We start from the raw sequence: 25,191 nt of genomic DNA, 5'->3' as shown, positions 1-25,191 counted from the left end.
AAAGCACGTCGGACATGTCCGGCGTGCCCGCGGGAGAGGAGCCGGGCGTCAGGCGCTCTGGCGCAGGCTGCGCTCGAGGCCGCCATTCTCGACGATGAAGGCGATGACGGCATCGAGCCCCTTGCCGCGCGACAGGTCGGTGAAGCCGAAGGGGCGCGGGCCGCGCATCCGGGCGGCGTCGGCGCGCATGACGTCGAGGTCGACGTTCACGTAAGGAGCAAGGTCACTCTTGTTGATGATCAGGAAGTCCGAGCGGGTGATGCCGGGGCCGCCCTTGCGCGGGATCTCCTCGCCCTGGCAGACGGCGATGACATAGAGCGTGAGGTCGGCAAGGTCGGGCGAGAAGGTCGCCGCCAGGTTGTCGCCGCCCGATTCGATGAAGACGATGTCGAGATCGGGGATGCGGCGGCGCAGTTCCGCGATCGCCTGGAGGTTGATCGAGGCATCCTCGCGGATGGCGGTATGCGGGCAGCCGCCGGTCTCCACTCCCATGATCCTGTCTTCCGGCAGCGCTTGGCGCCGCGCCAGGATCAGCGCGTCCTCCTGAGTGTAGATGTCGTTGGTGACGACGGCGATCGAAAACTCGTCGCGCAGCGCCTTGCAGAGCTTTTCGGTCAGCGTCGTCTTGCCGGAGCCGACGGGCCCGCCGATGCCGATGCGCAGAGGACCGTTCCTGGACGTCATGATGGCTTCCCGTTGGTTCCGTCGCCGCCGACGGCGTCAGTCGTGATGATGATGGTGGTGCGCCCCGGGACCATGGCCATGGTGCCCATGGTCATGATGCTGATCGTGGTGGTGGCCATGCTCATGGTGATCGCGACCATGCCCGGCAAGGCCATGGCCTTGCCCGCCATAGGCGCCGCGGACGGGCTCGAACGGCGCGACGACGTCCCGGACCACGGCGCCGAGCCCTTCCAGCATCGCCTTGATGACGTGATCGCGCAGGATCAGGATGCGGTCCGCGGCAATGGCGGCTGCAAGGTGCCGGTTGCCGATATGCCAGGCCAGTTCGCTGAGATGGACCGGGCCACGGGCCACAACTTCATGCAGGGGCTCCTGCGCCGCCACGATCGCGACTTCCCGCCCGTCTTCGAGCATGAGCGCATCGCCGGACCGGAGCACCACCGGCTCGGCGAGGTCGACCAGGATCCGCTCGCCGCCGGCGAGCGTCACGGCCTTGCGGCGCAGGTGCCGCTCGTCATGGGAGAGCACCGCCCTGTCGAAGGGTACAGGCCCGGCCGGCCCGGCCTCGGACATGTGCCGGACGGCAATCGCCTTCAACATTCCTGCTCTCCGCTCGATCCAACACCCGCCCGTCCGGACGGGCGGTCATTGTGCGTCGACTTCCGGCGACAGGCAAAACAAAGTCCTTCCGCGAGACGTCCGGTATAGAACCGGGACGCGGTGTATAGACGCCAGCCTCTTGATTCATCTTTGGAAATTCTCCTGTTGTCGATCAACCGACCGTGAGTTAAGCAGGGTGCCGATACCGCTCGGCCCAGATGTCCAGCGCATCAGCTGTGGGCGGCCGGCGCGTCATGGAGCCGCTTTTGCTTGCCGAACCGCCTGTCGATGCCGCGCCTGCCCTTGCCGTCTACGCGCCGCAGCGCAGCGAGTGGCGGGGCGAGCTCGAATTGTGGTTCGACGTTCATGCCGCCCGCACCAGGCTGCACCGCCGCCGCCATCTCGGCCCGCTGATGGTGCAGCGCCCCTTCCATCCCGAGCCGGACGGCACGTGCCACGTCTACCTGCTGCATCCGCCGGGCGGCGTCGCGGGCGGCGACAGCCTGGAGATGACCTTTCATCTCGCCCCCGGCGCGCGCGCGCTGCTGACCACGCCGGGCGCCACGAAATTCTATCGCAGCCGGCACGGCGCCAGCCGCCAGACGGCGCGAATCCACGTCGGGGCCGGCGCCGTCTGCGAGTACTTGCCGCAGGAAACAATCGTCTATGACGGCGCCGACGCCAGCCTCGCCACCCAGGTCGAGCTGGCCGACGGCGCGACCTATGTCGGCTGGGACTTCATCAGCCTCGGCCGTCCTGCCGCCGGCGAGCGCTTCGCCGCCGGGGCGTTGCGCCAGCGCGTCGAGGTGGTTCGCGGCGGCCGGCCCGTCTGGTTCGAGCGTCTCGCGCTCGCCGGCGGCTCGTCCCTGGCCGACGCCGCCTTCGCCCTGGCGGGCAAGCCCATCCTCGGCACGATGGTCCATGTCGGACCGGCGGACGAGGGCGCGGCGGAACGCCTGCGCCGCGAGCTGGGCGAGGACGGCCGAGGCGTCCTGTCGGTCAGCCAGCTCGAGGAGGCGATCGTCTGCCGCTATCTCGGCGCCAGCATGTCGGAGGGCAAGGCGCTGTTCGTGCGCGCCTGGGCCGTCCTGCGCGGCACCTGCCAGGGCAAGCCGTCGGCGCCGCCGCGCATTTGGGCAACCTGATTCAGTCATAAGGAGGGGAGCAGATGGAACTTCTGCCGCGTGAGAAAGACAAGCTCCTGCTTTTCACCGCAGCATTGCTGGCGGAGCGCCGCAAGGCGCGCGGGGTCAAGCTGAACTACCCGGAGGCCGTGGCCTATATTTCCGCCGCCCTGCTGGAGGGCGCGCGCGACGGCAGGAGCGTGGCCGAGCTGATGTCCTATGGCGCGACGCTGCTGACGCGGGACGACGTGATGGAGGGCATCCCCGAGATGATCCACGACGTCCAGGTCGAGGCCACCTTCCCGGACGGGACCAAGCTGGTCACCGTCCACAATCCGATACCGTGAGGGGGCGAGATGATACCGGGCGAATATTTCCTCGAGGACGGCACGCTGGAGCTCAATGCCGGCCGGGAGACGCGGTCGGTCAAGGTCGCCAACTCCGGCGATCGGCCGATCCAGGTCGGCTCGCACTACCATTTCTTCGAGACCAATGAGGCACTGGTCTTCGACCGGGCCTCGGCGCGGGGCTTCCGCCTGAACATCCCGGCCGGCACGGCCGTGCGCTTCGAGCCGGGGCAGGACCGCACGGTGGAATTGGTCGCCCTCGCCGGCGGCCGCGAGGTCTACGGCTTCAACGCCAAGGTCATGGGCAAGCTGGAGCGCTGAGATGGCCAGGATCGAAAGACGCACCTACGCCGACCTCTACGGCCCGACCAAGGGCGACCGGATCCGCCTCGCCGACACCGAGCTGGTGATCGAGATCGAGCAGGACCACACCGTCTACGGCGACGAAGTCACCTTCGGCGGCGGCAAGGTCATCCGCGACGGCATGGGCCAGAGCCAGCGGCTCGCGGCCGACGTCGCCGACCTCGTCATCACCAACGTGATCATCCTCGACCACTGGGGCATCGTGAAGGCCGATGTCGGCATCAAGAACGGCCGCATCTCCGGCATCGGCAAGGCCGGCAACCCGGACATCCAGCCCAAGGTCGACATCATCATCGGCCCGGGCACGGATGTCATCGCCGGAGAAGGCAAGATCCTGACCGCCGGCGGCATCGACACGCACATCCACTTCATCGCTCCCCAACAAGCGGACGAGGCCCTCGCCAGCGGCACCACCACCCTGGTCGGCGGCGGCACCGGCCCCTCGGTCGGCACCCTGGCGACGACGGTGACGCCCGGGCCGTGGAACATCCACCGCATGCTCGAGGCCGTCGAGGACCTGCCGATCAATGTCGGCCTGCTCGGCAAGGGCAATGCCAGCCAGGCCGAACCGCTGCGCGAGCAGATCCGAGCCGGCGTCATCGGCCTCAAGCTGCACGAGGACTGGGGCACCACGCCCGCGGCGATCGACACCTGCCTCACGGTCGCCGACGAGCTGGATGTCCAGGTCGCCCTCCATTCCGACACGCTCAACGAAAGCGGCTTCGTCAAGCAGACCTTCGCGGCGATGAAGGGCCGCGCCATCCACTCCTTCCACACCGAGGGCGCCGGCGGCGGCCATGCCCCCGACATCATCACGGCGGCGGGCGAAGAGAACATCCTGCCGTCCTCCACCAACCCGACGCGGCCCTACACCGTCAACACCATCGACGAGCATCTCGACATGCTGATGGTGTGCCACCATCTCAGCCCGCAGATCCCAGAGGACGTCGCCTTCGCCGAATCGCGCATCCGCAAGGAGACGATCGCCGCCGAAGACATCCTGCACGACATCGGCGCGCTCTCCATGATGTCCTCGGACTCGCAGGCCATGGGCCGCATCGGCGAGACGACGCTGCGCTGCTGGCAGACCGCCCACAAGATGAAGGTGCAGCGCGGGCCGCTGCCCGAGGACAACGGGCGGAACGACAATTTCCGCGTCAAGCGCTATGTCGCCAAGTACACGATCAACCCGGCGATCACCCACGGCTTCGCCCATGAGATCGGCTCGATCGCGGTCGGCAAGCGTGCGGATCTCGTGCTGTGGAAGACGTCCTTCTTCGGCGTCAAGCCGTCGCTGGTCCTGCTCGGCGGCATGATCGCCGTCGCGCCGATGGGCGACCCCAACGCCTCGATCTCGACGCCGCAACCGGTGCACTACCGGCCGATGTACGGCGTGCTCGGCCGCGCCCGCGCCTCGACCGGCGTCACCTTCGTCTCCCAGGCGGCGCTCGATGACGGCATCGGCCAGAGGCTGCGGCTGGACAAGACCCTGGTCGCCGTCCGCGGCACGCGCACCGTCCGCAAGAAGGACATGATCCACAACGGCCTGGCGCCGAAGATCGAGGTCGACCCGCAGAACTACCAGGTGCGGGTGAACGGGGAGGTCATCACCTGCGAGCCGGCGGACAGCCTGCCGATGGCGCAGCGCTACTTCCTGTTCTGACGAGACCGGAACACGGTCGGTTGAAGCCGGCGGGGCGCCAGGGTGCGGCGCTACCCTGCTGCGTCGCCGCCGCCGGGGTCGAGCCGACCGTGTTCCCGACCTGCCGACATCAATGCGAGATCCGCGTCGTCCCGGCCGGACGGGATCGCGGCCAGGGGGAAGGACGATCCGTGATGCTGAACCAGTTCCAGGACCATCCCAGCCTCGGTTTCGTCGACTGGTCACTGCGCGGCATCGGCCAGGTGGTGTTCCAGAACAACCCGCTCTCCGGGCTGATCATCCTGGCGGCGCTGTTCTTCAACTCCTGGATCTACGGCTCGATCTGCATTCTCGGCGTCGTCGTCGCCACCGCCGCGGCGATCGTGCTCAAGGCCGACAAGGGGCTGATCCGCGACGGGCTGTTCGGCTTCAACGGCGCCCTGGTCGCCCTGGCGCTGATCGCCTTCACCAGCGAGAACTTCCGCACCGGCGCGGTGCCCTCGCTTGCCATGGTGGTCTACATCGCCTTCGCGGCAGCCATGACCAGCATGGTGTTCTCCAGCTTCGCCACCCTGCTCGGCCCGCACAAGGTCGCCGCCTTGACCGCCCCCTTCGTCCTGGTCGGCTGGCTGTTCCTGTTCGCGGTGCTGAAGTTCAGCAGCATCGACGCCGGCCCGCTGGCCAAGCCGGTGTCGCCTGAGCAGTTCCAGGAGGGCGTCGCCTATGTCCTGCCCACCTGGTACATGGGCATCGGCAATGCGATCGGGCAGATCTTCTTCCAGGACAACTGGATCAGCGGCTATCTCATCCTGGTCGGCATCGCCGTGCATTCGCGCATCGGCGCCGGCATGGCGCTGATGGGCGCCGCGCTCGCCGCGCTGGTCGCGGTCGCCTACGGCGCGCCGGAGGGAGCGATCCGCGACGGCCTGTTCGGCTACAACGCCGCGCTCACCGCCCTGGCGCTCGGCGGCTTCTTCCTGGTGCTGACCTGGCAGAGTTTCCTCTACACCGTCTTCGGCGTGGTCGTGACGACCTGGCTCTGGGCCTCGGTCGCGATCTTCCTGAAGCCGATCGGCATGCCGGTCTTCACCTCGACCTTCGTCCTCGTCACCTGGCTGATGCTGATCGGCCAGTACGGCTTCAAGGCGCTGGTGCCTGTCCCGCCCGCGGAGGCGGCCACGCCCGAGAAGAACCGGCAACGCTATCTCGCCACCCTGACCGGCAAGGCGGGGTGAGCCGGCCCGACGCGACGGCCGTCCACCAAGCAGCAGTCCCGGAGGTTCATCCTGAGCACCCACCACGATGCGGCGGCCATCGAGTTGCGCCTGCACGATGTCGACCAGCTCTTCAACACGCTGGACCCCTTCCCGTTCCGGGAGCGTGATCTTGCCGGCGACGCGGAAGAGTTCATCGTCGACCGGGCGATGGAGCTGCCCAAGGACCAGCCGATCGCCATCGTCGTCCACCTCCAGCCGGCAGGCCCCGAAAGCGGCACCGAGCTCGACCTGCGCAGCGCTATCACCGGCTGGTTCGGCGCGCGGGCCGCGGCCGAGGACAAAGCCATACGCGACCTGTTCCGGGACGGCCGCCTCGCCCTGCTGATCGGCCTCGCCGCCCTGTCCGTCTGCATGTTCCTGGCCTGGGCCCTGTCCCAGCGATCCGAAGGGCCGTTCGCCCGCGTGCTGCAGGAAAGCTTCATCATCGTCGGATGGGTGGTGATCTGGCGCCCGACCGAAATCTTCCTCTACGACTGGCTGCCGCATGCCCGCCGCCGCCGACTCTACCGCCGCCTCGCCGCCGCGACCGTGACGGTCCGCAAGGTCCTCCGCCCCGACTCGCGTTAGCCGCCTTCCACGGATTTTCCAGCAGCCGGCGCGCCATGTCCTGCCTGCGCCGGCCGAACGGCATCGGGCCCCGGAAATTTCAGAGCATAATTTCTACAGGATTTTCAGAGAGTTGGATGGTGCTGCCAGACAGGATTGAACTGTCGACCTCTCCATTACCAATGGAGTGCTCTACCACTGAGCTACGGCAGCATCTCGGCGCGGTTGCGCGTCGCGCCGCCCTAGTGCCACAAGGGAGGGCTTGGTGCAAGCCCGATGGTGAGGCCTGTGGCGGATAAGGTGGACAAGGCGTCGGGAAAGGCCGACGAACGGGCCGAGCGGCTGGCCAAGGCGCTGCGGGCCAACCTCGCCCGGCGCAAGGGACAGGCCCGAGCCCGGCAGGCGGCGGAACGAGACGAGGCGTCGGCCGCGCCGGCCGATGCGCAAAAGTCACAGGACGACGGTGCGTGAACGCGGAGCCGGCCGATCCCTTGTTCGGCCTTCTTCGTTCGTTTACTCGGAACGATTAACCTTGCCGCTCCGCAGATTCGCCGACAGTCCGCCTCCCGGAGCGGTTCGGCGGCGAGCCTGCCCGTTTCCGTGAAGGACTGCTCATGGACCGCATCAAGATCACCGGCGGCGCGCCGCTCAACGGCGTGATTCCGATCTCCGGCGCCAAGAACGCCGCCCTGCCGCTGATGATCGCGAGCCTGCTCTCCGAGGACATCCTCACCCTCGCCAATGTCCCGCGCCTCGCCGACGTGTCGCAGCTCGCCCGCATCCTCGGCAATCACGGCGTCGACATGACCGTGGCCGGCAAGCGGCCCGGCGAGGTCGAGCTGACCGGGCAGACCGTGCGGCTCGACGCCCGCACCATCGTCGACACCACGGCCCCCTACGAGCTGGTGTCGAAGATGCGCGCCAGCTTCTGGGTGGTCGCGCCGCTGGTCGCGCGCATGGGCCATGCCCGGGTGTCGCTGCCCGGCGGCTGCGCCATCGGCACCCGGCCGGTCGACCTGCTCCTGATGGCGCTGGAGCGGCTCGGCGCCTCGATCGAGATCGAGAACGGCTACGTCGTCGCCAAGGCGCCCGGCGGGCTCAGGGGCGCCGAAATCGATTTTCCCAAGGTGACGGTCGGCGGCACCCACACGGCGCTGATGGCGGCGACGCTGGCCCAGGGCACCACGGTGATCCACAACGCCGCGTGCGAGCCGGAGGTCGTCGACCTCGCCGACTGCCTGGTCAAGATGGGCGCCAAGATCAAGGGCGCCGGCACCGCCACCATCGAAGTCACCGGCGTCTCGCGCCTGCACGGCACCCATCATCGCGTCGTGTCGGACCGGATCGAGACCGGCACCTATGCGATGTGCGTGGCCATGGCCGGCGGCGACGTGCTGCTCGAAGGCGCCCAGCCCGAGCTCCTGCAGACGGCGCTCGACGTGCTCACCGAAGCCGGCGCGGAGATCGCTGCCACCAACGAGGGCATCCGCGTCCGACGCAACGGCCATGGGATCGGCCCGGTCTCGGTCACCACCGAACCGCATCCGGGCTTCCCGACCGACCTGCAGGCCCAGCTGATGGGCCTGATGACCCGCGCCAAGGGCACCTCGAAGATCACCGAGACGATCTTCGAGAACCGCTTCATGCATGTGCAGGAGCTGGCGCGGCTGGGCGCACATATCCATCTCGACGGCCAGACCGCCACGGTGGAGGGCGTGTCGCGGCTCAAGGGCGCGCCGGTGATGGCGACCGACCTGCGCGCCTCGGTGTCACTGGTGATTGCCGGCCTTGCCGCCGAAGGCGAGACCACGGTCAATCGCGTCTACCATCTCGACCGCGGCTTCGAGCAGCTCGAGCGCAAGCTCTCGGCCTGCGGCGCCCTGATCGAGCGAATCTCGGGCGAGCGCTGAGGCGCTGTCCGTCCATCGGTGAATCGACGTTGGCGTCGTGGTCGGGCGTGACCCGTAGGCGTTAAGATCAAGTGATCGTGAAGAAATCGGCTGCCCATTCAGTCGCGCCATGGCCGGATCAAGTCCGGCCACGACGCTGCTGGACGGGTGAGCCCGTTTTTCCGATGATTAGCTGTGTTGACGCCTATGCCACTTGATCCGGCCGCTTCGACAAGATCGCATGCGATCTTGTCGAGGAATGCGGCAAAGGCGGGTCTGGGTGCAAGGCCGGGGCTGCCGCTCTATGGCGTCGCGCCGATGCGCGAGAGGCCAGCACGAGCCGCCTTCTGGTTCGGGTTCAGCGCCACCGCCTTGCGGAAATCGGCGATGGCGAGGTCGCGGTCGCCGCGGGCCTCACGCACCCTGCCCCGGGTCTCGTAATAATCGGCGACGTCGTCGCGAAGGGCGATGGCGTCGTCGGCGTCGCGAAGCGCCTCGTCGAGCTTGTCGTCGAGCAGATAGGTCTGCGCCCGCTCGTCATACGGGGCCGCAGCCCCCTTGGATCGCTCGATCGCCTTGGTCAGGTCCTCGGCGGAACGCTCGTAGTCGCCCAGCGCCCGCCACGTGGTGCCGCGCGACACATAGGCGTCGGCGTCCTCGGGCCGCTCGCGGATGGCCTCGTCCAGATCGGCCAGCGCCTCGTCATAGCGGTGCACGGCGGCATAGAGCTGGCCGCGCTCCAGCCGGGCGGCGGGAAACTCGGTGGTGAGCGACAGGGCCTTGGTGTAGTCCTCCAGGCCGCCATCGGTGTCGCCGAGCTGCCAGCGAGCATAGCCGCGGCTGAAATAGGCAGAATCGAACTCCGGATCGAGATCGATCGCCTTGTCGAGCTCGGCAATGGCGCGGGTGAAGTCGCGCATGGCGATGAAGCTGCGAGCCCGGCCGTAGATGGCGTTGCGATAGGACTTGTCGATGCGGATGGCCGCGGCATAGTCCTCCAGCGCGGCGATGTGCCGGCCCTGGGCGCGGTAGGCATCGGCCCGCCCCTTGTAGCCCTCGGCCTGGCGCGGATTGAGGGCGAGGGCGTCGTCGAAGTCCTTGATCGCCTCGCCATAGCGCTCCAGCCCGAGCAGGGCGAAGCCGCGATTGATCCGCGTCAGCGCCGATTTGCGGTCCGCATCGATGGCGGCGCCATAGTCGGCCAGCGCGGTGTCGGTCTTGCCCAGGCGGGCCAGCGCGTCGGCCCTCGCCGTCAGGGCCGCGACATCGCGCGGCTGCAGGCCGAGCGCGGCGGTGAAATCGTCCACCGCCTTGGCGTCGTCACCGCGGCTGGCATAGGCCGTGCCGCGCCGGTAGAGCACCAGGGCGCGCGTCGGCTTGCTCAACGTCCGCTCCAGCAAGGTGGAACAGGCGGGAATGCGGACCTCGGCATCACCGGTCGAGCAATCGCGGTCCGTGTCGCCCGCCGCCGCCAGGGCCACGCCCGGGGCGGCGAGAAGCAGGGCAAGCACAAGACAACGCAGTCGCATGATCATGGGTCGGGGCCGTCGGCAGTGGGGTGCGCAAGGCAGCATGCGGCGATTGAAGACCCATCCGCAGTCCGGTTGGCAACAGGTTTCTTCCGCGCAACCGGTCCCGCCAAGCCGTCCCGCGCCGCCGCGCAACCGATTCGCCCCGGCCTTGTGAGCCAGCGCAAGTTCATGATATCCAAAGCGCCTCGATTTGGCCGGACGGCTGGGCCGTTTCGCTTTGCTTCGCAGGGCGCACGTTCAGGACACCTCCCCAAACGTCAACATCGGACGCGGCGCAAGGGCGCCTCGTCCACGCTCCCAGACCGAAGCAGAGGACCATCCATGAGCACCGGAACCGTGAAGTGGTTCAACACCCAGAAAGGCTATGGCTTCATCCAGCCGGATGACGGCGGCCGCGACGTGTTCGTCCACATCACCGCCGTCGAGCGCGCCGGCCTGTCGGAACTGCGCGAAGGCCAGAAGATCGACTACGAAATACTCACCGACCGCAAGACCGGCAAGGCCGCGGCGGGCAATCTCAAGGCCGTCTGACAGGACGGGCCGCGAACGACTGCGAAGGCGCGCATCAGCGCGCCTTTTTTGTTGCGCCAGCCGCTCCGCGACGATCGGTCCGCAAGCTTACGGCATCGTCATTTGCAGCCTCACCTTGCTCATGACACTTTCGCCGCCTGCATAGGGGGCTTCGCCGCCCGCCCAAGAAGGCTTTCTACATGATCCGTTTCCTCTCCGGCCTCTCGGCCCTGGCCGCCCTCGGCTTCGCCGCGGGTGCCGCCTTCGGCCCCGTGCCGATCTATCTGCCGGTGGCAGCCGTCGTGCTCGCCGCGATCCTGGCCCTGTCGGTACGCCTGCCCACGATCATGAGCTTCCTGATCGGGCTGTTCGCCATCTCGTTCCTGGCGCTCGGCACCATCACCGCCGTGAACGAAGCCGGGCTGCTGCCGGACGCCATCGTACCCTACCTGCCACCGCCCCACGCCGCCTTGGTCTCAGCGATCCTGGCACTGGTGAATTACGCGATCTGCTTCGTCCCCCTGATCCGCGGCGTCATCGACAAGGCCGCTCCCTATTTCGAGGCGCGCGAGAGCACCGACCTCGAACTGGGCCTGCTCGGCACATGGCGGCTGCCGGAGCGCTGGATCGGACTCGGCCTGTTCGGCGTCATCGTCGTCCTCAATGTCGTGCAGGTCTATCTGACCGTCCTGTTCAGCTACAACAACAACGCTCTCTACACGTCCCTGCAGGAAAAGGACGCGTCCGGTTTTTGGGCCGCGGTCCTGACATTCACCATTGTTGCAATATTCTGGGTCGGGCGAGGATTGCTTGAGTATTATCTCACTCAGATTCTTCAAGTTCATTGGCGCCGCTGGCTCACCAATCGTTACATTCAGCAGTGGCTTGGCGACAAGACGCATTATCGCCTCGGCCTCGCAGCGGAACACACCGACAACCCTGACCAGCGTATCGCCGAGGACGTGAACGACTTCGTGACGACGACGCTCGGATTCTACGTGCAGATTTTCGTCACCAGCCTCAGCCTTTATGCCTTCGTCCGGATCCTGTGGGAACTGTCGGGCCAGTTTCCCTATTCGGTTGGAGGGTTCAACCTGAGCTCAGTGCCGGGTTACCTGGTGTGGCTCGCCCTGACCTTCGCCGTGGTCGCGACTGTCGTCTCCCACATCATTGGCCGTCCGCTGGTGTCCCTCAATTTCCGCAAGCAGCGGGTGGAAGCGGATTTCCGCTTTAATCTTGTGCGCGTGCGCGAAAATGCCGAGCAGATCGCCCTGCTCGACGGTGAGAGCACCGAAGCTCGAAACCTGATGAACAGGTTCTCGGCCGTCTTCCGCAACACGCTCGATGTGGCCGTTCGGCAGGTCAAGCTGACTTGCTGGACCTTGAGCTACAACCAGGCGATGAACGTCCTGCCGATGGTCTTCCTCGCCCCCGCCTATTTCACCAATGCCGCCCTCAAGCTCGGCAGCGTAACCCAGACCAGTCAGGCCTTCGGCCAGGTGCTCGACGCCTTCTCCTTCTTCGTGAACTTCTACAGCTCGATCGCATCCTACAAAGCCGTCATCGACCGACTGACAGGCTTCGACCACGCGATCGCCAAGGCGGACGCGGCACGCAACGAAGGGATCAAGGTCGACCACGGCGGCACGGACGGCACTGTCTCCACGCAGGACCTCGAGCTTCGGCTGCCGAACGGCCACAAGCTGTTCAACAAGGCCAATGTCGCCTTCCATCGGGGCGAGCGCACGCTCGTCACCGGTCCGTCGGGGTCGGGCAAGACCACCTTGCTGCGTGCCCTCGCCGGCATCTGGCCATTCGGCTCGGGCCACGTCAGGACGCAGGTGAACGAAGATGTCATGATGCTGCCGCAGCAGCCCTATCTGCCGCTGGGCACCCTGCGCGCCGCATTCGCCTATCCGTCGGACGAAACGGCCTTCTCCGACGAGACCCTGCGCACGGCGATGCGCCAGGTCGGCCTGCAGCATCTCAACGATCAGCTCGACCGCACGGAGAACTGGAGCAGCGCCCTTTCGGGCGGCGAGAAGCAGCGCGTCTCGATCGTGCGGGCCCTGCTGCGCCAGCCGAAATGGCTGTTCCTCGACGAGGCGACCGCCGCGCTCGACGAGAAGGCCGAGTCCAATGTCTATCGAACGCTGCGCGAGGCGCTGCCGGAGACCACCATCGTGTCGATCGGCCACCGCTCGTCGCTGGTCAAACTGCACGACCGCCGGGTGGCGATCGAGCGGGACGGCGACACGGGGCGGGTCGTCGATGCGCCGCTGCACGCGTTCAGCACCGCGGCGGAGTGAGGCCGCTGGGCCCGCGCCGGCCCGGGACATCGCAGGATGGGGAGGGGCGTCCCTCCCTGTCCGTCGGAGCTTAGGGTCCGTCGGACAATAAGAGAATCGGTCGCGACGCCTGCCGATCCCTTCCCCCTTGTGGGGAAGGGTAAGGGATGGGGGTCGTGCAGGACGAGTTCCATCCTGTGGGACCCCCACCTCGTACTCCTCCCCACAAGGGGGAGGAGAGTAGCCGGCGCCGCGTTTGACGCACTTATTCGTCGACGCGTCCTTACACGGCGGATTCGAACGTCATCGAGCCATAGGGACCGGTGAGGGTGAGGATCCGGCCGTCATAGCCCCAGGTCTGGGCGGTCCGCAGCACGAACAGGAACACCTGCTCGTTGTGCATCAGGCGCTGGTCGCAGACGCGCTTGCTGACGGCGACCGGGCCGACCACCATCCGGTTGTCCTTGCGCGGCACGATCGTCGCCGACCAGTTGTTGCAGGCGGAGTAACCGGTCCCGCGATTGTTCTGCGACACCAGGATGCTCGGACGGTCGTCCTTGAAGCGCTGGTCCTTGTAACTCAAGGCGACGAAGGTGCGGTCGAAGGGGAAGGCGACCTCGACCTTCTCCAGGGGCTTGGGAACGATCGGCTTGACGCCGCTCGGCGTCGTCTTGTCGAACATCGAGCAGCCGGCGACCGCGCTGGCCAGCACGGCGGGCAGGAACAGGGAACGCAAGACGCGCATCGATAGCCTCCGGTACGTCGCGGCGCACGATAGTGATGCGAGTCGGATTCCGCAACGCATCGGCGGGCAGCAAGAGCCGACGGGTTTGTCGCAATTGCGGCAGATGGCCGGCTGCAGCTCCGGCGCCCGCCGCGATCAGCTGCTGCCGAGCCGGGCGGTGATGCGCTTGATCAGCGAATCACGCACGTCGCGATAGGCGTCCATCCGCTGCTCGCGATTGCCCTGGACGAAGCTGGGGTCGGGCGTCGGCCAGTATTCGACGTCGGCGGCGAGGGTGCGGGTGAGGTCCAGCGCCTTGTGGTGGGCCTCCGGGGCGAGCGAGACGATCAGGTCGAAATTGAGCCCCTCCAGCTCCTCCAACTCCTCGAAGGTCTGCGGACGGTGGCCGGCGGGCGGAATGCCGATCTCCTCGAGCACCGCCGGGACGAAGGGGTCGGCGTCGGACGTGCGCACGCCGGCGGAAGAGAAGAAGATCGAGCCGCCGAAATAATAGCGCGCCACCGCCTCCGCCATGAGCGAGCGGATGACATTGTGCCGGCAGGCGAACAGCACGGATTGAGGGCGCCGCCCCTCGCTCACCGCCTAGCCCTTCCAGTGCAGGACGGAAATCAGCGTGAACAGACGCCGCGCGGTCGGAAAATCGACGGCGATCTTGCCGGACAGTCGCTCGCGCAGCAGTTCCGAGCCGTCATTGTGCAGACCACGGCGGGCCATGTCGATCGTCTCGATCTGCGAGGGTGAGGCGTTGCGGATGGCGGCGTAGTAGCTCTCGCAGATCATGAAATAGTCGCGGATGACGCGCCGGAACGGCGTCAGCGACAGGATATGCGCGACGACGGGCTCGCCCGCCTCGGTGCGGATGTCGAACACCAGCCTCCCCTCCTGGAGCGAGAGCGACAGGGCATAGGGGCCGCCCGCGTGGCCATCCGGGCAGAACTCGTTCTCCTCCAGGAGATCGTAGACCGCCACGCCGCGCTCGTGCTCCTGGTCCGAATTGCCGCGGCCGATGCTGCGCTCGTCGAAGTGGACGGCGACGAGGCGGCGCTGGAGCTGGGGTCCGGACATGGGCCCGACCCTACACAAGGTTCGAGCGGATCGAAACCGAGCGCGCATGCGCGGCCAGGCCCTCGGCCTCGCCGAGGGCGATCGCCGCCGGCCCGAGCGCCGCCAGCTGCGCCGGCCCGCATTTGAGGATCGAGGTGCGCTTCATGAAGTCGAGCACGCCGAGGCCGGAAGAGAAGCGGGCCGACCGCGCGGTCGGCAGCACGTGATTCGAGCCGCCGACATAGTCGCCGATGGCCTCGGGCGTATGGGCCCCCAGGAAGATGGCGCCGGCATTGCGGATCCGCCCGGCCAGCGCCTCGGCATCGGCGCCGATGATCTCCAGATGCTCGGCGGCGATGCGGTCGGCGAGCGGCACGGCGTCGGCCAGCCGCCCGACCAGGACGACCGCGCCGAAATCGCGCCAGCTCGCGCCGGCGATGTCGCGGCGCGGCAGTACGGCGAGTTGCGCCGCCACGGCCCGCTCGACGGCGTCCGCCAGCGCCGGGCTGTCGGTGATCAGGATCGACTGGGCCGCGGTGTCGTGCTCGGCCTGGGCCAGCAGGTCGGCGGCGATCCAGGCCGGATCGGCGCTGCCGTCGGCGATCACCAGCACCTCGGAGGGACCGGCGATCATGTCGATGCCGACACGGCCGAACACCCGGCGCTTGGCCGCGGCGACATAGGCATTGCCCGGCCCGACGATCTTGGCCACCGGGGCGATCGTCGCCGTGCCGTAGGCCAGCGCCGCCACGGCCTGGGCGCCGCCGATGCGATAGACCTCGTCGACGCCGGCCAGCCTGGCGGCCGCCAGCACCAGCGGGTTGAGCGTCCCGCCGGGCGCCGGCACCACCATGACCACACGCGGGCAGCCCGCGACCTTGGCCGGGATGGCGTTCATCAGCACCGAGGACGGATAGGCCGCGGTGCCGCCGGGCACGTAGAGGCCGACAGCCTCGATGGCGGTCCAGCGCCAGCCGAGCTCGACGCCGAGCGCGTCGGTGAAGCGCTCGTCCGCCGGCAGTTGGCGCCGGTGGTAGGCGGCGATGCGGTCCGCCGCCAGCCTCAGCGCGTCCAGCGCCGGCGCCTCGCACCGGGCCGCCGCCGCCTCGATCTCATCGCGGCCGATCCGCAGGGCCGGCGGCGTGAGATCCAGGCGATCGAAGCGGGCGGTCAGTTCGATGACGGCCTCGTCGCCGCGCGCGGCGACATCGGCGAGAATGACGCGCACGGCCTGGTCGACGTCCTCCGAAACCTCGCGCTTCATGGCGAGCAAGGCGCGGAACGCGGTCTCGAAATCGGGATCGCGGGCGTCGAGCCGGATCGGCATGGCTATCCTTTCAGGGAGGCGGGCGCAGCTTCGGCCTCGCAGGGGCGTCCGGCATCGAGATCGGCCATGGCAGCCTCCAGGCACTCGACATCGAGCCGGATGGCCGCACCGTCGGCAAAGCTCAGGATGATGCTGCCGGCCGGTGGATCGGACGGCGCGAAGGCGATGGCCACCAGGCTGGACACCGTGTCGCCATCCTGGCTGAAGCGGGCGCGGCGCACCGCCAGCACCCGGTCGAAATGCAGGCCGGTGCGGCGGCGGCGGCGCTCGCCGCAATCGGCGGCGCACCAGTCGAACCGATCGACGACCAGAGCGAAGCGGCGCTCGGCCGGCAGCCAGGCAATCTCGGCCGGCCGGACCTGCGCGTCCTGCAGATGCGTCGAGATCACGGCGAGGTCGTCCTCGTCGAAAGCCAGGAGCTTCAGGGGTTCAACGGACAGCATGAGCGGGATGTACTGTCTGCGGCCGGCTGCGGCAAGATCTTCGCTCGATTTCCATCGCCGCCAGCGGCGTCGGGACGAGCCGGGCGTCCGGCCGGACAGCGCCGGGTGCATCCGGCTCCGGCCATGCCCGCCTTTCGCGGCCGCTACGGCAGGTGGAACACCCGCCGCAACGGCACCATCACCGGCGCATTGTCGGGATGGGCGTCCATGATATCGCGCATGAAGGCCCACCAGCGTTTCATGACCTCGTGCTCGGGCACGGCGTCCTCTCAGGGCGTTCTGGCGACGATATCCTGGGCCTGGCGGGTGGTGTCGCGCACATGCTCCAGATGGCGGCGATAGGCGGCCATGGCCGCCGCGGGATCGCGGGCCATCACAGCCTCGGCGACATCGACGTGCTGGGTGACGCTGACCTTGATCACGCCGGGCAAGGCGCTGGCGATGCGGCGGACGTCCAGGCCGACATCGTAGAGCCCCTCGGCCAGGGTCGCGAGCATGCGGCTGCCGCCGGCATTGTTGAGGGCACGGTGGAACTCGATGTCGATCAGGCGGAAGGCCACGGGATCCTCGTGGAAGGCATGGCCGTCGACGGCGAGCTTCATGATCCGCGCCCGCGTCTCGGCGTCGGCTCGCTCGGTGCACAGGCGCACGAGCTCGAGGTCGACCGCCACCCGCGCCTCGAAATGCTCGTCCACGTCGTAGTCGGCGAATGAGAGCATGGTCGAGAACGGCGCGACCAGACGGCTCGGCGACAGATCCGTCACCGTGTAGCGCCCGCCCTGGCGGCTTTCGAGCACGCCCATCAGCGTCAGGGCCTTGAGCGCCTCGCGCAGCGGCGGGCGCGAGATGCCGAAGGCGATCCCCATCTGCGCCTCGGTCGGCAGGCGGTCGCCGGATCGCAGATTGCCCGACTTGATCATCGCCATAATGCGGCTGGCCACCTGCTCGGCGATCGGCCGCCGCTCCAGCGCGCCGCCACCGAACGCCTCGGGCACGACCTCGCCGGTCTCCGCTGCGCCGAAGGCACCGAAATCGGGATCTTTGACCTGCTTGCTCACATCCCTGCCTTGGTCCCGGACCGTCCGGGAATGGTCCCCGCCCCGGCTCACAACCCCAGGCGATAGAAGGAATTGGCGTTGTCGCGGTAGAATTTGCGCGTCTCCTCCGGCGAGAACCCGGCCATGGCGCGGTCGAGCGTCTCGACCCAGCGCGTCATGCTGGTGGCCTGCAGGCAGATCGGCCAGTCGCCGGCGAAGATGGTGCGGTCGATGCCGAAGCTCTCGAAGGTGGCGTCGATGAAGGGACGCAGATCCGCGTCCGTCCAGTGCTGCAGGTCGGCCTCGACCGGCAGGTCCGAGAGCTTGATGAAGAGGTTGGGATGGCGCGCCAGCTCCTTCACATCGTCGCGGTACTGGGCGATCGCGCCTTCCTTGATACCGGGCTTGCCGCAATGATCGAGGATCATCGGCACGTTCGGGATGTGCTTCACGAACTCGCGCACGATGTCCATCTGATGGTGATGGACGTTGATCTCGAAATGGTAGCCGAACTTTTCAAGCAGGTTCACGCCCGCGATGAAGTCCTCGGAGAGGGTGAGCGCGCGCGGATCCCGGTCGAATTCGACGATGCGGCGGATGCCGCGCACCATCGGATGCTTCTCCTGCATCTCCACCAGGATCGGCTCGGCCCGGGCGCCCCATTCGAGCGGCGCCATCGGCACGATCGCCTTGATGCCGGGGTCGCGCCGTGCCTCCTCCTCGACGAACAGCACCTCCTTGACGTACTGGCCGCCCCCTTCCCAGAAATCGGCATAGCACTCGAGGAAGACCATGGCCTCGACCTGCACCGCGCCCAGGTCGCGCCGATAATCCTCGACATGGAAGTTCCTGGAAAACAGCGGGCTGCCCTCGAAGGCCGAATATTTCAGCTGGCCGTGGTCCCAGACATGCAGATGCGTGTCGATGATCGGAAAGTCGGGCATGGCGTTCCTCTCAGCGCGTCAGCTTGAAATTGGCGTCCGGCGTCTTCAGCGCCAGGCCGAAGCCGGGCTTGTCGTCGGCGAGATCGACCGCGCCGGCCGCAGCCACGGGCTCGCCGTCGAAAATGTACCAGAACAGCTCGTTGCCGACCTCGACCGGCACTTTCGGGAAATACTCGGCGATCGGGCAGCCATAGTTCGACAAGGTGATGTGGTAATTGTGCATCTGGCCGGCATGCGGGATCACCGGGACGTCGTAGGCCTCGCAAAGGTCGGTGATCTTCCTGGCCGCGGTGATGCCGCCGACGCGGTTGACGTCGAACTGGGCGATGTCGATGGCCCGGGCATCGATCAGCTGCCGGAAGCCGGCGAGCGTGTATTCATGCTCGCCGCCGGAGATTGCGACATGGCCGAGGGCGCGCAACTCGGCATAGCCGGCGATGTCGTCGGCCACCACCGGCTCCTCCAGCCAGCGCAGGTTCCAGGGCTCGAGCGCCCGGAGCATGCGGCGGCCGTATTCGACGGTCCAGCCCATGTAGACGTCGGCCATGATGTCGACGTCCGGGCCGACGGCCTCACGCACGGTCCGCACCAGGTCGATGTTGCGGGCGATGCCGGCGATGCCGTCCTTCGGGCCCCAGCCGAGGCGCAGCTTGACGGCGCCGAAGCCCTGGTCGGCATAGGCCTTGGCCTCGGCATGCAGCACGTCGAGCGGCTGGCTGTAGAGCCGGCTGGCATAGACGGGGATCTTCGGCTTGGTGCGCCCGCCCAGCAGGCGGAACACCGGCTGGCCGAGCAGCTTGCCCTTGGCATCCCAGACGGCGAGGTCGACGGCGGAGATCGCCGTCATGCCGATGCCCTTGCGGCCGAAGGGCAAGGTGCGCCGGTACATGGACTGCCAGAGATATTCCGAATCGAACGGGTCCTGGCCGATCAGCAGCGGCCTGAGGTAGGTGTCGATCGTGGTCTTCACCGCATGCGGAGCGAGGGCCGCATTGCCGATGCCGACCGTGCCGTCGTCGAGCTCCAGTTCCACCACCAGCCAGCCGAGGAAGCGGAAGCCCGAGATGGTGCCGCTGACGTCGGCGACGATGTCGCTCGCCGTCGTGCAGAAATGCGGCGGCATCGGCGCCACCGGTCCGACCCATTCCCAGATCGTGGTGCGGACATCGCGGATGCGGGCCATGCCCTTCTCCTTCCTAGAACGCCAGGGGGCCGAGCTCGCCGGCAAAGCGGCGGACCCAGGCCTCGCCGCGGGCGGTGAGCGTGTCGGAGGGAATGCGCCGGCCGCTGGGCGCGAGGCCGAGCCGGAGGGCGGCCAGCAGCTTGGCATGCAGCACGAGATGCTCGATGCCCTGCATGGCGAAGGCGACGAAGGGCAGCAGGCGCCGATAGAGCGCCTCCGCCTCTTCCTCCCGGCCGGCGCGCATGGCGCGCTCGACGCCGACCTGCAGGTCGAGGGTCTCGACGCCCGGGATCATCCCGTCGACGCCGGCTCGGAAATTGTCGGTGAGCTCCAGTCCGGCCCGGCCGTTGAACACGGCCATCCGGCCCTCGAGCGCATCGATGAGATGGCCGACTGCCAGGGCGCTCGACTCGGCCTTGACGATACCGACATTGGCATGGATCCGGTTCAGTTCCACCAACTCGGCCGGGGAGAGGCCGACGCCGAGGAATTCCGGCGCGTTCTGGATGCCGACCGGACAGTCGACGGCATCCGCCACAGCCCCGAAGAAGCGGATGAGCTCGCGCGAGGCGATCGGCGGGCGCGGCGGCTGCAGGATCAGCCAGTCGGCCCCGGCGGCGCGCGCCGCCCGGGCGGCCTCGATCATTTCGGCGAGGTTCGGCTCGCCGACGGTCACCGCCAGAGGCAGACGGCCGGCGATGTCGGCGCGCACCCAGTCGATCAGGGAGCCCTTTTCCGCACGGGTGAGCTTGCCCGCCTCCGTGGCGAGGCCGAGCACGGCGACGCCGGAGGCTCCCGCCGCCATGGCCGCCTCGACCTGCCGCGTCAGGCCGTCGCGACGCAGCGCACCAGCCTCGTCGAAGAAGGCAAACAGCATGGGATAGGTGCCGCCGGGCCTCATGCCAACCCCCGCAATGTTCATCGATTCCGCGGGAAAAGCCTGCGATTCCAGCGCTTTTCCGCCACTCCCGTCCCGGCGGTCTCGGCCGCCTTCGCCCCTGGTTCTGTCAGCGCGCAAAAATCTTGTCAAACTAATTTTTGTCTGACAACTTGCGCGCCAACACGACCTCTGGTCCCATAAGAACAGACAAGACCTGCTGCGGGAGGGATGCATGCCCCCGGGACTTCGAACGCCGCCGCGTCGGCAAGACCGCCATGACCGTGCCGACCTTCGGCTACGGCTCGGCCCATCTCGGCGAGCTCTACAGCCTCGTCACGGAAGCGGACGCGAACGCCACCATCGATGCCGCCTGGAACGCCGGCGTGCGGCTCTACGACACCGCGCCCTGGTACGGCCTCGGCCTGTCCGAGCACCGCCTCGGCTACGGGCTGCGGCACCGGCCGCGCGGCGAGTACCAGCTGATCACCAAGGTCGGCCGCATCCTGGAGCGCCCCTTCGATCCCGCCACCTTCAAGTCGGAGATGTGGCTGGGCGGCATGCCGTTCCAGCACCGCTACGACTACTCCTATGACGGCGTCATGCGCTCCTACGAGCAGTCGATGATGCGGCTCGGCCTGAACACCATCGACGCGCTGGTCATCCACGACCTCGACGCCGCCTACCAGGGCCCGGACTTCGGCTATCGCAAGAAGGACCTCGTCCATTCCGGCATCAAGGCGCTGGAGGAACTGAAGAAGCGGGGCGAGATCCAGGCCATCGGCATGGGCATCAACACCCGCGAGGCGCTGGAGACGGTGGCGCCGCTGGTCGACCTCGACTTCGTGCTGGTCGCCATGCCCTATACCCTGCTCGACCAGGGCAGCCTGCACACCGGCATGGCGGACTGCCTGAAGCGCGGCGTCAGCGTCATCATCGGCTCGCCCTTCGCCTCCGGCATCCTGGCGACGGGGTCGGGCAGCACCTCCAAATACGGCTACGCCAATGCGCCCGAGCCGGTGCAGAAGAAGGTGCGGGACATCGAGGCGGTCTGCAGGGCGCACGCCGTGGCGCTGCCCGCGGCGGCGCTGCAGTTCGTGCTCGCCCATCCGGCCGTGGTCTCCGAGATCCCCGGCGCAGTGAGGCCGGGCGAGGTGGAGCAGAACGTCGCCGCGCACCATCAGCCGATCCCGGCCGGCTTCTGGTCCGACCTGAAGACGCAGGGCCTGATCGACAAGGACGCGCCCACCCCATGACGGGCGCGGCAGCCCTGCCGATCCTGATCTCGGCGCGCGGCATCTCCAAGCAGTTTGCCGGCGTCGAGGTGCTGCGCGACGTCGACCTCGACCTGTACATCGGCGAGATCCATGCGCTGCTGGGCGAGAACGGCGCCGGCAAGTCCACCTTCGCCAAGATCATCGCCGGCGTGCACCGCCCGAGCCGCGGCACGCTCAGCCTGAACGGCGCCGAAGTCGAGGTGCCGAGCCCGCTGGCGGCGCAGAAGCTCGGCATCACCCTGATCCACCAGGAGCCGATCTCCTTCCCCGACCTGTCGGTGGCGGAGAACCTCGTCCTGGGCCGCCATGAGGGCGCGCCGCTCGGGCGCGTGCGCTGGGGCGACCTGAAGCGCGAGGCCGAGGCCCTGATGGGCCGGCTCGGCATCACCCTGGACGTGGCACGGCCGATGCGCGGCCTGTCGATCGCCGACCAGCAGATGGTCGAGATCGCCCGGGCGCTCGCCAGCGACAGCCGCCTGATCATCATGGACGAACCGACCGCCCCGCTCACGCCCAGGGAGGTCGAGACCCTGTTCGGCATCGCCCGCCAGCTCCGGCAGGAGGGCCGCACCATCATCTTCATCAGCCACCGGCTGGAGGAGGTGCGGGCGCTCTGCGACCGCGTCACCGTGTTCCGGGACGGCAGCAAGATCGCCACCAGCGAGACCGCGGCCGTCACCGACGCCGACATCATCCGCCTGATGATCGGACGCGACGTGCAGGGATACATCCCCCGGCACAAGTCCGAGATCGGCGCGGTGGCGCTGGCGGTGAAGGGCCTGACCCTGCCCGGCCGGTTCGAGGCCATCAGCTTCGAGGTGCGCAAGGGCGAGATCGTCGGGCTCGGCGGCCTGGTCGGCGCCGGACGCACCGATGTGGCCCGCGCCATCTTCGGCGTCGCACCGGCCGCCTCCGGCAGCATCGTCATCGACGGCCGCGAGGTCGCGATCCGCGAACCGTCCGACGCTGTCGCCCACGGCCTCGCCTTCGTGCCGGAGGACCGGGCCGTCGCCGGCATCTTCCGCACCCTGCCGGTCGAGCAGAACATCACCGCCGCCGTGCCGGCGACCATCGCCCCGCGCGGCATCATCCGCCGCGCCCTCGAACGCAGCATCGCCGGCGACGCCGTGCGCCGGCTGCGCATCCGCCTCGCCAGCCAGCGCCAGCCGATCGGCGAGCTTTCCGGCGGCAACCAGCAGAAGGCCATCCTGGCGCGCTGGCTGCTGACCGATCCGCGGATCCTCATCCTCGACGAGCCGACCCGCGGCATCGACATCGGCGTCAAGGCGGAGTTCTACGAGATGATCGGCGAACTGGCCGCCTCCGGCCGCGCCATCCTGGTGATCTCCTCCGAGCTGCCGGAGTTGCTCGCCCTCAGCGACCGCGTGCTGGTGATGTCGGAAGGCCGCCTCACCGCCAGCCTCGCCCGCGGCGAGGCGACCGAGGAGAGCGTCATGCATGCCGCCGTGCCGCGCCGCAAATCCGACGGGCGGGAGGCAGCATGACCGCTACCTCGATCTTCCGCCGCCGCGAGGCCGGCATCGTGGTGATGATCGCCGTCTTCTCGGTGGTCGTCGGCCTCCTGCAGCCGCGCTTTCTCTCGGCCGAGACGCTGCGCATCGTGCTGCTCGCGGTGCCGCTGATCATGGTGGCGGCGATGGGCCAGATGATGGTGATCGTCGCCCGCCATGTCGACCTGTCGATGGGCTCGATCCTCGGCTTCACCGCGATCGTCGCCGGCATGATCTGGCGCGACCATCCGGAGTTGCCGATCCTGGCCGGCGTGATCGCCGCGATCGCGCTGGGCTGCCTGCTCGGCCTCGTCAACGGACTGGTGGTGACCGCCTTCCGCCTGCCCTCGATCATCGTCACGCTGGGCACGCTCAGCCTTTATCGCGGCCTGCTGTTCTATGTCTCCGGCTCCCGGCAGGTCGACCCGCAATATATTCCGCGCAGCCTGATCGAGCTCAGCCAGACCTCGCCGGTCTTCGGCATTCCCTGGATCATCCTCATCGCCTTCGCCGTCGCGCTCGCGACCTATTTCTTCCTCGACCACACGCGGCTCGGGCGGCAGATCTACGCCATCGGCTCCAACCCGGTGGCGGCGCCGCTGCGCGGCATCCGCGCCGCGCCGATCACCGTGCTGGTCTTCGTCATCTCCGGCGCGCTCGCCGGCCTCGCCGGCGTGATGTACGCCTCGCGCTTCGGCTACGTGAATCCGGGCATCACCGGCGTCGGCTTCGAGTTCACGGTGATCGCGCCGGTGGTGATCGGCGGCGTCTCGATCAACGGCGGCGTCGGCTCGGTCGCCGGCACCGTGCTCGGCGTGCTGCTGCTCGGCGCCGTCAGCGTGGCGCTGCCGATCCTCGGCGTCTCCGGCTTCTGGCAGGATGCGATCTACGGCGCGGTGATCCTGGTCGCCCTGGTGATCGACCGCAGCGTCCGCCAGGGCGGACTCAAGGGCCTGCTGGCGAGGGACGCGGCATGACCGAGCTTCGCACCGCCGCCGTCTCGCCGCAGGACGCCGCCAGGCCGCTGCCGCTCTGGCGCACCCTGCTGGTGCGCCCGGAAACGATGACGCTGGTCCTCCTGGCGCTCGCCATCGTCACGGCCTCCCTGCTTTCGCCCTTCTTCGCCTCGCTGGCCTTCATCCTCGAGAGCGCCACCTATTATTCCGAATTCTCTATCCTGGCGCTGGTCCTCACCCTGGTCATCGTCGCCGGCGAGATCGACCTCTCGCCCGCCGCCACCATGGCGCTGACCGCCTGCCTGTTCGGCGCCTGCTTCCAGGCGGGCCTGCCGATCGGCCTGGCCATGACCGCCAGCATCATTGCCGGCCTCGTCATGGGCGCCTTCAACGGCTTCATGGTGCTGTGGTTGCGCCTGCCCTCGCTGATGGTCACCATCGGTACGCTGATCATGTATCGGGGCTTGGCCAAGGTGTTGGCCGGCGACAAGTCGATCGGCAAGTTCCCGGCCTGGTTCGTCGGCATCGACTACCGCGAGGTCCTCGGCATCCCCGTGCCGGTCCTGGTCTTCACCATCGCCGCCCTGGCGCTCGCCTTCGTGCTCGGCGCCACCATCCTGGGACGCCAGATCTACCAGATCGGCACCAGCGAGGTCGCAGCCCGCCATGCCGGCATCAAGGTGCGGCGGATCAAGTTCGGCCTGTTCGTGGCGATGGGGCTCTCCAGCGCCGTCTGCGGCCTGATGGCAGCCTCGCGCCTGGCCTCGGTGCGCTACGACCTCGCCTCCGGCGGCGAACTGCAGATGGTGCTGATCGTCATGCTCGGCGGCACCTACATCTTCGGCGGCCGCGGCACCATCCTCGGCACCTTCATCGCCTCCTGGCTCCTGGTGATCATCGCCACGGGCATGACCGTCGCCAATATCCCCGTCACCTTCCAGCTCACGGTGATGGGCCTCTTGCTCATCGTCTCCATCATCGCGACCAACGCGATCTATTCGCGCAACCAGAGATAGCCGGAGGAGCCGCGCGTCCGGCCCAACAG

The 25,191-nt window shown here is 68.1% G+C and carries 27 protein-coding genes and 1 tRNA gene; 14 read left to right on the top strand and 14 right to left on the bottom strand.

Annotated elements, in window-relative coordinates; translation table 11 throughout:
* Nucleotides 1-48: 48 nt before the first annotated feature.
* Together ureG and AC27L4_RS02040 are read right to left on the bottom strand one after the other, a co-directional pair.
* A complete protein-coding gene (ureG, locus tag AC27L4_RS02045) occupies nt 49-684 on the bottom strand; it encodes an urease accessory protein UreG (protein WP_487140283.1) in 636 nt (211 codons plus the stop codon).
* Between the two features lie 36 nt (nt 685-720).
* Complete coding sequence (locus AC27L4_RS02040) at nt 721-1,284, bottom strand: urease accessory protein UreE (RefSeq protein WP_487140282.1); 564 nt, start codon at nt 1,282-1,284, stop codon at nt 721-723.
* 266 nt (nt 1,285-1,550) lie between these two features.
* Here AC27L4_RS02040 and AC27L4_RS02035 point away from each other — a divergent pair, with 266 nt between their 5' ends.
* The 6 genes from AC27L4_RS02035 (at nt 1,551) to AC27L4_RS02010 (ending at nt 6,604) form a co-directional block, all read left to right on the top strand.
* On the top strand, nt 1,551-2,429 hold the full coding sequence (locus AC27L4_RS02035; RefSeq protein ID WP_487140281.1) for an urease accessory protein UreD: 879 nt from the start codon (nt 1,551-1,553) through the stop codon (nt 2,427-2,429).
* Nucleotides 2,430-2,452: 23 nt separating this feature from the next.
* A complete protein-coding gene (gene ureA / locus AC27L4_RS02030) occupies nt 2,453-2,755 on the top strand; it encodes an urease subunit gamma (RefSeq protein WP_487140280.1) in 303 nt (100 codons plus the stop codon).
* Nucleotides 2,756-2,764: 9 nt separating this feature from the next.
* Entirely contained in the window at nt 2,765-3,076 is a 312-nt protein-coding gene (locus AC27L4_RS02025) for an urease subunit beta (protein WP_487140279.1), read from the top strand.
* A 1-nt stretch (nt 3,077) separates the two neighbouring features.
* Complete coding sequence (gene ureC, locus AC27L4_RS02020; protein ID WP_487140278.1) at nt 3,078-4,781, top strand: urease subunit alpha; 1,704 nt, start codon at nt 3,078-3,080, stop codon at nt 4,779-4,781.
* Nucleotides 4,782-4,954: 173 nt separating this feature from the next.
* Nucleotides 4,955-5,995, top strand: a complete 1,041-nt coding sequence (locus AC27L4_RS02015) for an urea transporter (RefSeq protein WP_487140277.1) — start codon at nt 4,955-4,957, stop codon at nt 5,993-5,995.
* Between the two features lie 84 nt (nt 5,996-6,079).
* Entirely contained in the window at nt 6,080-6,604 is a 525-nt protein-coding gene (locus AC27L4_RS02010) for a hypothetical protein (protein ID WP_487140276.1), read from the top strand.
* 117 nt (nt 6,605-6,721) lie between these two features.
* On the opposite strand, the gene AC27L4_RS02005 is transcribed toward AC27L4_RS02010, so the two are convergent.
* Nucleotides 6,722-6,796, bottom strand: a tRNA-Thr gene (locus AC27L4_RS02005).
* Between the two features lie 75 nt (nt 6,797-6,871).
* Here AC27L4_RS02005 and AC27L4_RS02000 point away from each other — a divergent pair.
* The gene (locus AC27L4_RS02000; RefSeq protein ID WP_487140275.1) at nt 6,872-7,054 is read left to right on the top strand and encodes a hypothetical protein; all 183 of its coding nucleotides are present in this window, start codon (nt 6,872-6,874) and stop codon (nt 7,052-7,054) included.
* Nucleotides 7,055-7,197: 143 nt separating this feature from the next.
* Nucleotides 7,198-8,493: a UDP-N-acetylglucosamine 1-carboxyvinyltransferase gene (gene murA / locus AC27L4_RS01995; protein WP_487140274.1), complete on the top strand. Its 1,296-nt coding sequence runs from the start codon at nt 7,198-7,200 to the stop codon at nt 8,491-8,493.
* 281 nt (nt 8,494-8,774) lie between these two features.
* On the opposite strand, the gene AC27L4_RS01990 is transcribed toward murA, so the two are convergent.
* Nucleotides 8,775-10,001, bottom strand: a complete 1,227-nt coding sequence (locus AC27L4_RS01990) for a tetratricopeptide repeat protein (protein ID WP_487140273.1) — start codon at nt 9,999-10,001, stop codon at nt 8,775-8,777.
* A gap of 324 nt (nt 10,002-10,325) precedes the next feature.
* On the opposite strand from AC27L4_RS01990, the gene AC27L4_RS01985 reads away from it, so the two are divergent.
* Nucleotides 10,326-10,535, top strand: a complete 210-nt coding sequence (locus AC27L4_RS01985; protein WP_487140272.1) for a cold-shock protein — start codon at nt 10,326-10,328, stop codon at nt 10,533-10,535.
* A gap of 251 nt (nt 10,536-10,786) precedes the next feature.
* Entirely contained in the window at nt 10,787-12,823 is a 2,037-nt protein-coding gene (locus AC27L4_RS01980) for an ABC transporter ATP-binding protein/permease (protein ID WP_487140271.1), read from the top strand.
* 262 nt (nt 12,824-13,085) lie between these two features.
* Here the strand turns inward: AC27L4_RS01980 and AC27L4_RS01975 are convergent, their stop codons facing one another.
* The 10 genes from AC27L4_RS01975 to AC27L4_RS01930 form a co-directional block, all read right to left on the bottom strand.
* The gene (locus tag AC27L4_RS01975; RefSeq protein WP_487140270.1) at nt 13,086-13,547 is read right to left on the bottom strand and encodes an META domain-containing protein; all 462 of its coding nucleotides are present in this window, start codon (nt 13,545-13,547) and stop codon (nt 13,086-13,088) included.
* Nucleotides 13,548-13,682: 135 nt separating this feature from the next.
* Nucleotides 13,683-14,126, bottom strand: coding sequence for an arsenate-mycothiol transferase ArsC (locus tag AC27L4_RS01970; RefSeq protein ID WP_487140269.1), 444 nt, complete (start codon nt 14,124-14,126; stop codon nt 13,683-13,685).
* A gap of 3 nt (nt 14,127-14,129) precedes the next feature.
* Entirely contained in the window at nt 14,130-14,612 is a 483-nt protein-coding gene (locus AC27L4_RS01965; protein WP_487140268.1) for a UPF0262 family protein, read from the bottom strand.
* Nucleotides 14,613-14,622: 10 nt separating this feature from the next.
* The gene (gene hisD, locus AC27L4_RS01960; RefSeq protein ID WP_487140267.1) at nt 14,623-15,918 is read right to left on the bottom strand and encodes a histidinol dehydrogenase; all 1,296 of its coding nucleotides are present in this window, start codon (nt 15,916-15,918) and stop codon (nt 14,623-14,625) included.
* Between the two features lie 2 nt (nt 15,919-15,920).
* Nucleotides 15,921-16,361: a DUF2948 family protein gene (locus AC27L4_RS01955; RefSeq protein WP_487140266.1), complete on the bottom strand. Its 441-nt coding sequence runs from the start codon at nt 16,359-16,361 to the stop codon at nt 15,921-15,923.
* A gap of 143 nt (nt 16,362-16,504) precedes the next feature.
* Entirely contained in the window at nt 16,505-16,621 is a 117-nt protein-coding gene (locus AC27L4_RS01950; RefSeq protein WP_487140265.1) for an L-rhamnose mutarotase, read from the bottom strand.
* 9 nt (nt 16,622-16,630) lie between these two features.
* Nucleotides 16,631-17,419 (bottom strand): FadR/GntR family transcriptional regulator, encoded by a 789-nt coding sequence (locus tag AC27L4_RS01945; protein WP_487140264.1) that lies wholly within the window; start codon nt 17,417-17,419, stop codon nt 16,631-16,633.
* 47 nt (nt 17,420-17,466) lie between these two features.
* Nucleotides 17,467-18,342: an amidohydrolase family protein gene (locus tag AC27L4_RS01940; protein WP_487140263.1), complete on the bottom strand. Its 876-nt coding sequence runs from the start codon at nt 18,340-18,342 to the stop codon at nt 17,467-17,469.
* Nucleotides 18,343-18,352: 10 nt separating this feature from the next.
* Nucleotides 18,353-19,525: an L-rhamnonate dehydratase gene (locus AC27L4_RS01935; RefSeq protein ID WP_487140262.1), complete on the bottom strand. Its 1,173-nt coding sequence runs from the start codon at nt 19,523-19,525 to the stop codon at nt 18,353-18,355.
* A 13-nt stretch (nt 19,526-19,538) separates the two neighbouring features.
* Nucleotides 19,539-20,426 (bottom strand): dihydrodipicolinate synthase family protein, encoded by an 888-nt coding sequence (locus AC27L4_RS01930; protein WP_487140261.1) that lies wholly within the window; start codon nt 20,424-20,426, stop codon nt 19,539-19,541.
* Between the two features lie 254 nt (nt 20,427-20,680).
* Between AC27L4_RS01930 and AC27L4_RS01925 the strand changes: the two genes are divergently transcribed.
* From AC27L4_RS01925 to AC27L4_RS01910, 4 genes are read left to right on the top strand one after another with little or no spacing between them, the layout of a single operon-like run.
* Nucleotides 20,681-21,658 carry an aldo/keto reductase gene (locus tag AC27L4_RS01925; RefSeq protein ID WP_487140260.1) on the top strand — a complete coding sequence of 326 codons (978 nt, stop codon included), beginning with the start codon at nt 20,681-20,683 and terminating at the stop codon, nt 21,656-21,658.
* On the top strand, nt 21,655-23,184 hold the full coding sequence (locus AC27L4_RS01920) for a sugar ABC transporter ATP-binding protein (protein WP_487140259.1): 1,530 nt from the start codon (nt 21,655-21,657) through the stop codon (nt 23,182-23,184). Before AC27L4_RS01925 ends, AC27L4_RS01920 begins: the two co-directional genes overlap by 4 nt.
* Nucleotides 23,181-24,167 carry an ABC transporter permease gene (locus AC27L4_RS01915; RefSeq protein ID WP_487140258.1) on the top strand — a complete coding sequence of 329 codons (987 nt, stop codon included), beginning with the start codon at nt 23,181-23,183 and terminating at the stop codon, nt 24,165-24,167. The genes AC27L4_RS01920 and AC27L4_RS01915 overlap by 4 nt, the downstream gene beginning before the upstream one ends.
* Complete coding sequence (locus tag AC27L4_RS01910) at nt 24,164-25,162, top strand: ABC transporter permease (protein WP_487140257.1); 999 nt, start codon at nt 24,164-24,166, stop codon at nt 25,160-25,162. Before AC27L4_RS01915 ends, AC27L4_RS01910 begins: the two co-directional genes overlap by 4 nt.
* The last annotated feature ends 29 nt before the right edge of the window (nt 25,163-25,191 follow it).

It is taken from the genome of Labrys sp. Lb11, from assembly GCF_057554225.1.
This window is presented reverse-complemented; position numbering and strand designations above follow the sequence as displayed.

Bases quoted from the DNA above. Each gene is read 5' to 3' on its own strand.
- AC27L4_RS01925 (WP_487140260.1), top strand. From the start codon at position 20,681: ATGACCGTGCCGACCTTCGGCTACGGCTCGGCCCATCTCGGCGAGCTC.
- AC27L4_RS01910 (WP_487140257.1), top strand. From the start codon at position 24,164: ATGACCGAGCTTCGCACCGCCGCCGTCTCGCCGCAGGACGCCGCCAGG.
- AC27L4_RS02025 (WP_487140279.1), top strand. From the start codon at position 2,765: ATGATACCGGGCGAATATTTCCTCGAGGACGGCACGCTGGAGCTCAAT.
- AC27L4_RS01915 (WP_487140258.1), top strand. From the start codon at position 23,181: ATGACCGCTACCTCGATCTTCCGCCGCCGCGAGGCCGGCATCGTGGTG.
- AC27L4_RS01990 (WP_487140273.1), bottom strand. From the start codon at position 10,001: ATGCGACTGCGTTGTCTTGTGCTTGCCCTGCTTCTCGCCGCCCCGGGC.
- murA (WP_487140274.1), top strand. From the start codon at position 7,198: ATGGACCGCATCAAGATCACCGGCGGCGCGCCGCTCAACGGCGTGATT.
- AC27L4_RS02015 (WP_487140277.1), top strand. From the start codon at position 4,955: ATGCTGAACCAGTTCCAGGACCATCCCAGCCTCGGTTTCGTCGACTGG.
- AC27L4_RS02040 (WP_487140282.1), bottom strand. From the start codon at position 1,284: ATGTTGAAGGCGATTGCCGTCCGGCACATGTCCGAGGCCGGGCCGGCC.
- AC27L4_RS01955 (WP_487140266.1), bottom strand. From the start codon at position 16,361: ATGCTGTCCGTTGAACCCCTGAAGCTCCTGGCTTTCGACGAGGACGAC.
- AC27L4_RS01975 (WP_487140270.1), bottom strand. From the start codon at position 13,547: ATGCGCGTCTTGCGTTCCCTGTTCCTGCCCGCCGTGCTGGCCAGCGCG.
- AC27L4_RS01985 (WP_487140272.1), top strand. From the start codon at position 10,326: ATGAGCACCGGAACCGTGAAGTGGTTCAACACCCAGAAAGGCTATGGC.
- AC27L4_RS01930 (WP_487140261.1), bottom strand. From the start codon at position 20,426: ATGAGGCCCGGCGGCACCTATCCCATGCTGTTTGCCTTCTTCGACGAG.
- AC27L4_RS01940 (WP_487140263.1), bottom strand. From the start codon at position 18,342: ATGCCCGACTTTCCGATCATCGACACGCATCTGCATGTCTGGGACCAC.
- ureA (WP_487140280.1), top strand. From the start codon at position 2,453: ATGGAACTTCTGCCGCGTGAGAAAGACAAGCTCCTGCTTTTCACCGCA.
- ureC (WP_487140278.1), top strand. From the start codon at position 3,078: ATGGCCAGGATCGAAAGACGCACCTACGCCGACCTCTACGGCCCGACC.
- AC27L4_RS01920 (WP_487140259.1), top strand. From the start codon at position 21,655: ATGACGGGCGCGGCAGCCCTGCCGATCCTGATCTCGGCGCGCGGCATC.
- hisD (WP_487140267.1), bottom strand. From the start codon at position 15,918: ATGCCGATCCGGCTCGACGCCCGCGATCCCGATTTCGAGACCGCGTTC.
- ureG (WP_487140283.1), bottom strand. From the start codon at position 684: ATGACGTCCAGGAACGGTCCTCTGCGCATCGGCATCGGCGGGCCCGTC.
- AC27L4_RS01965 (WP_487140268.1), bottom strand. From the start codon at position 14,612: ATGTCCGGACCCCAGCTCCAGCGCCGCCTCGTCGCCGTCCACTTCGAC.
- AC27L4_RS01935 (WP_487140262.1), bottom strand. From the start codon at position 19,525: ATGGCCCGCATCCGCGATGTCCGCACCACGATCTGGGAATGGGTCGGA.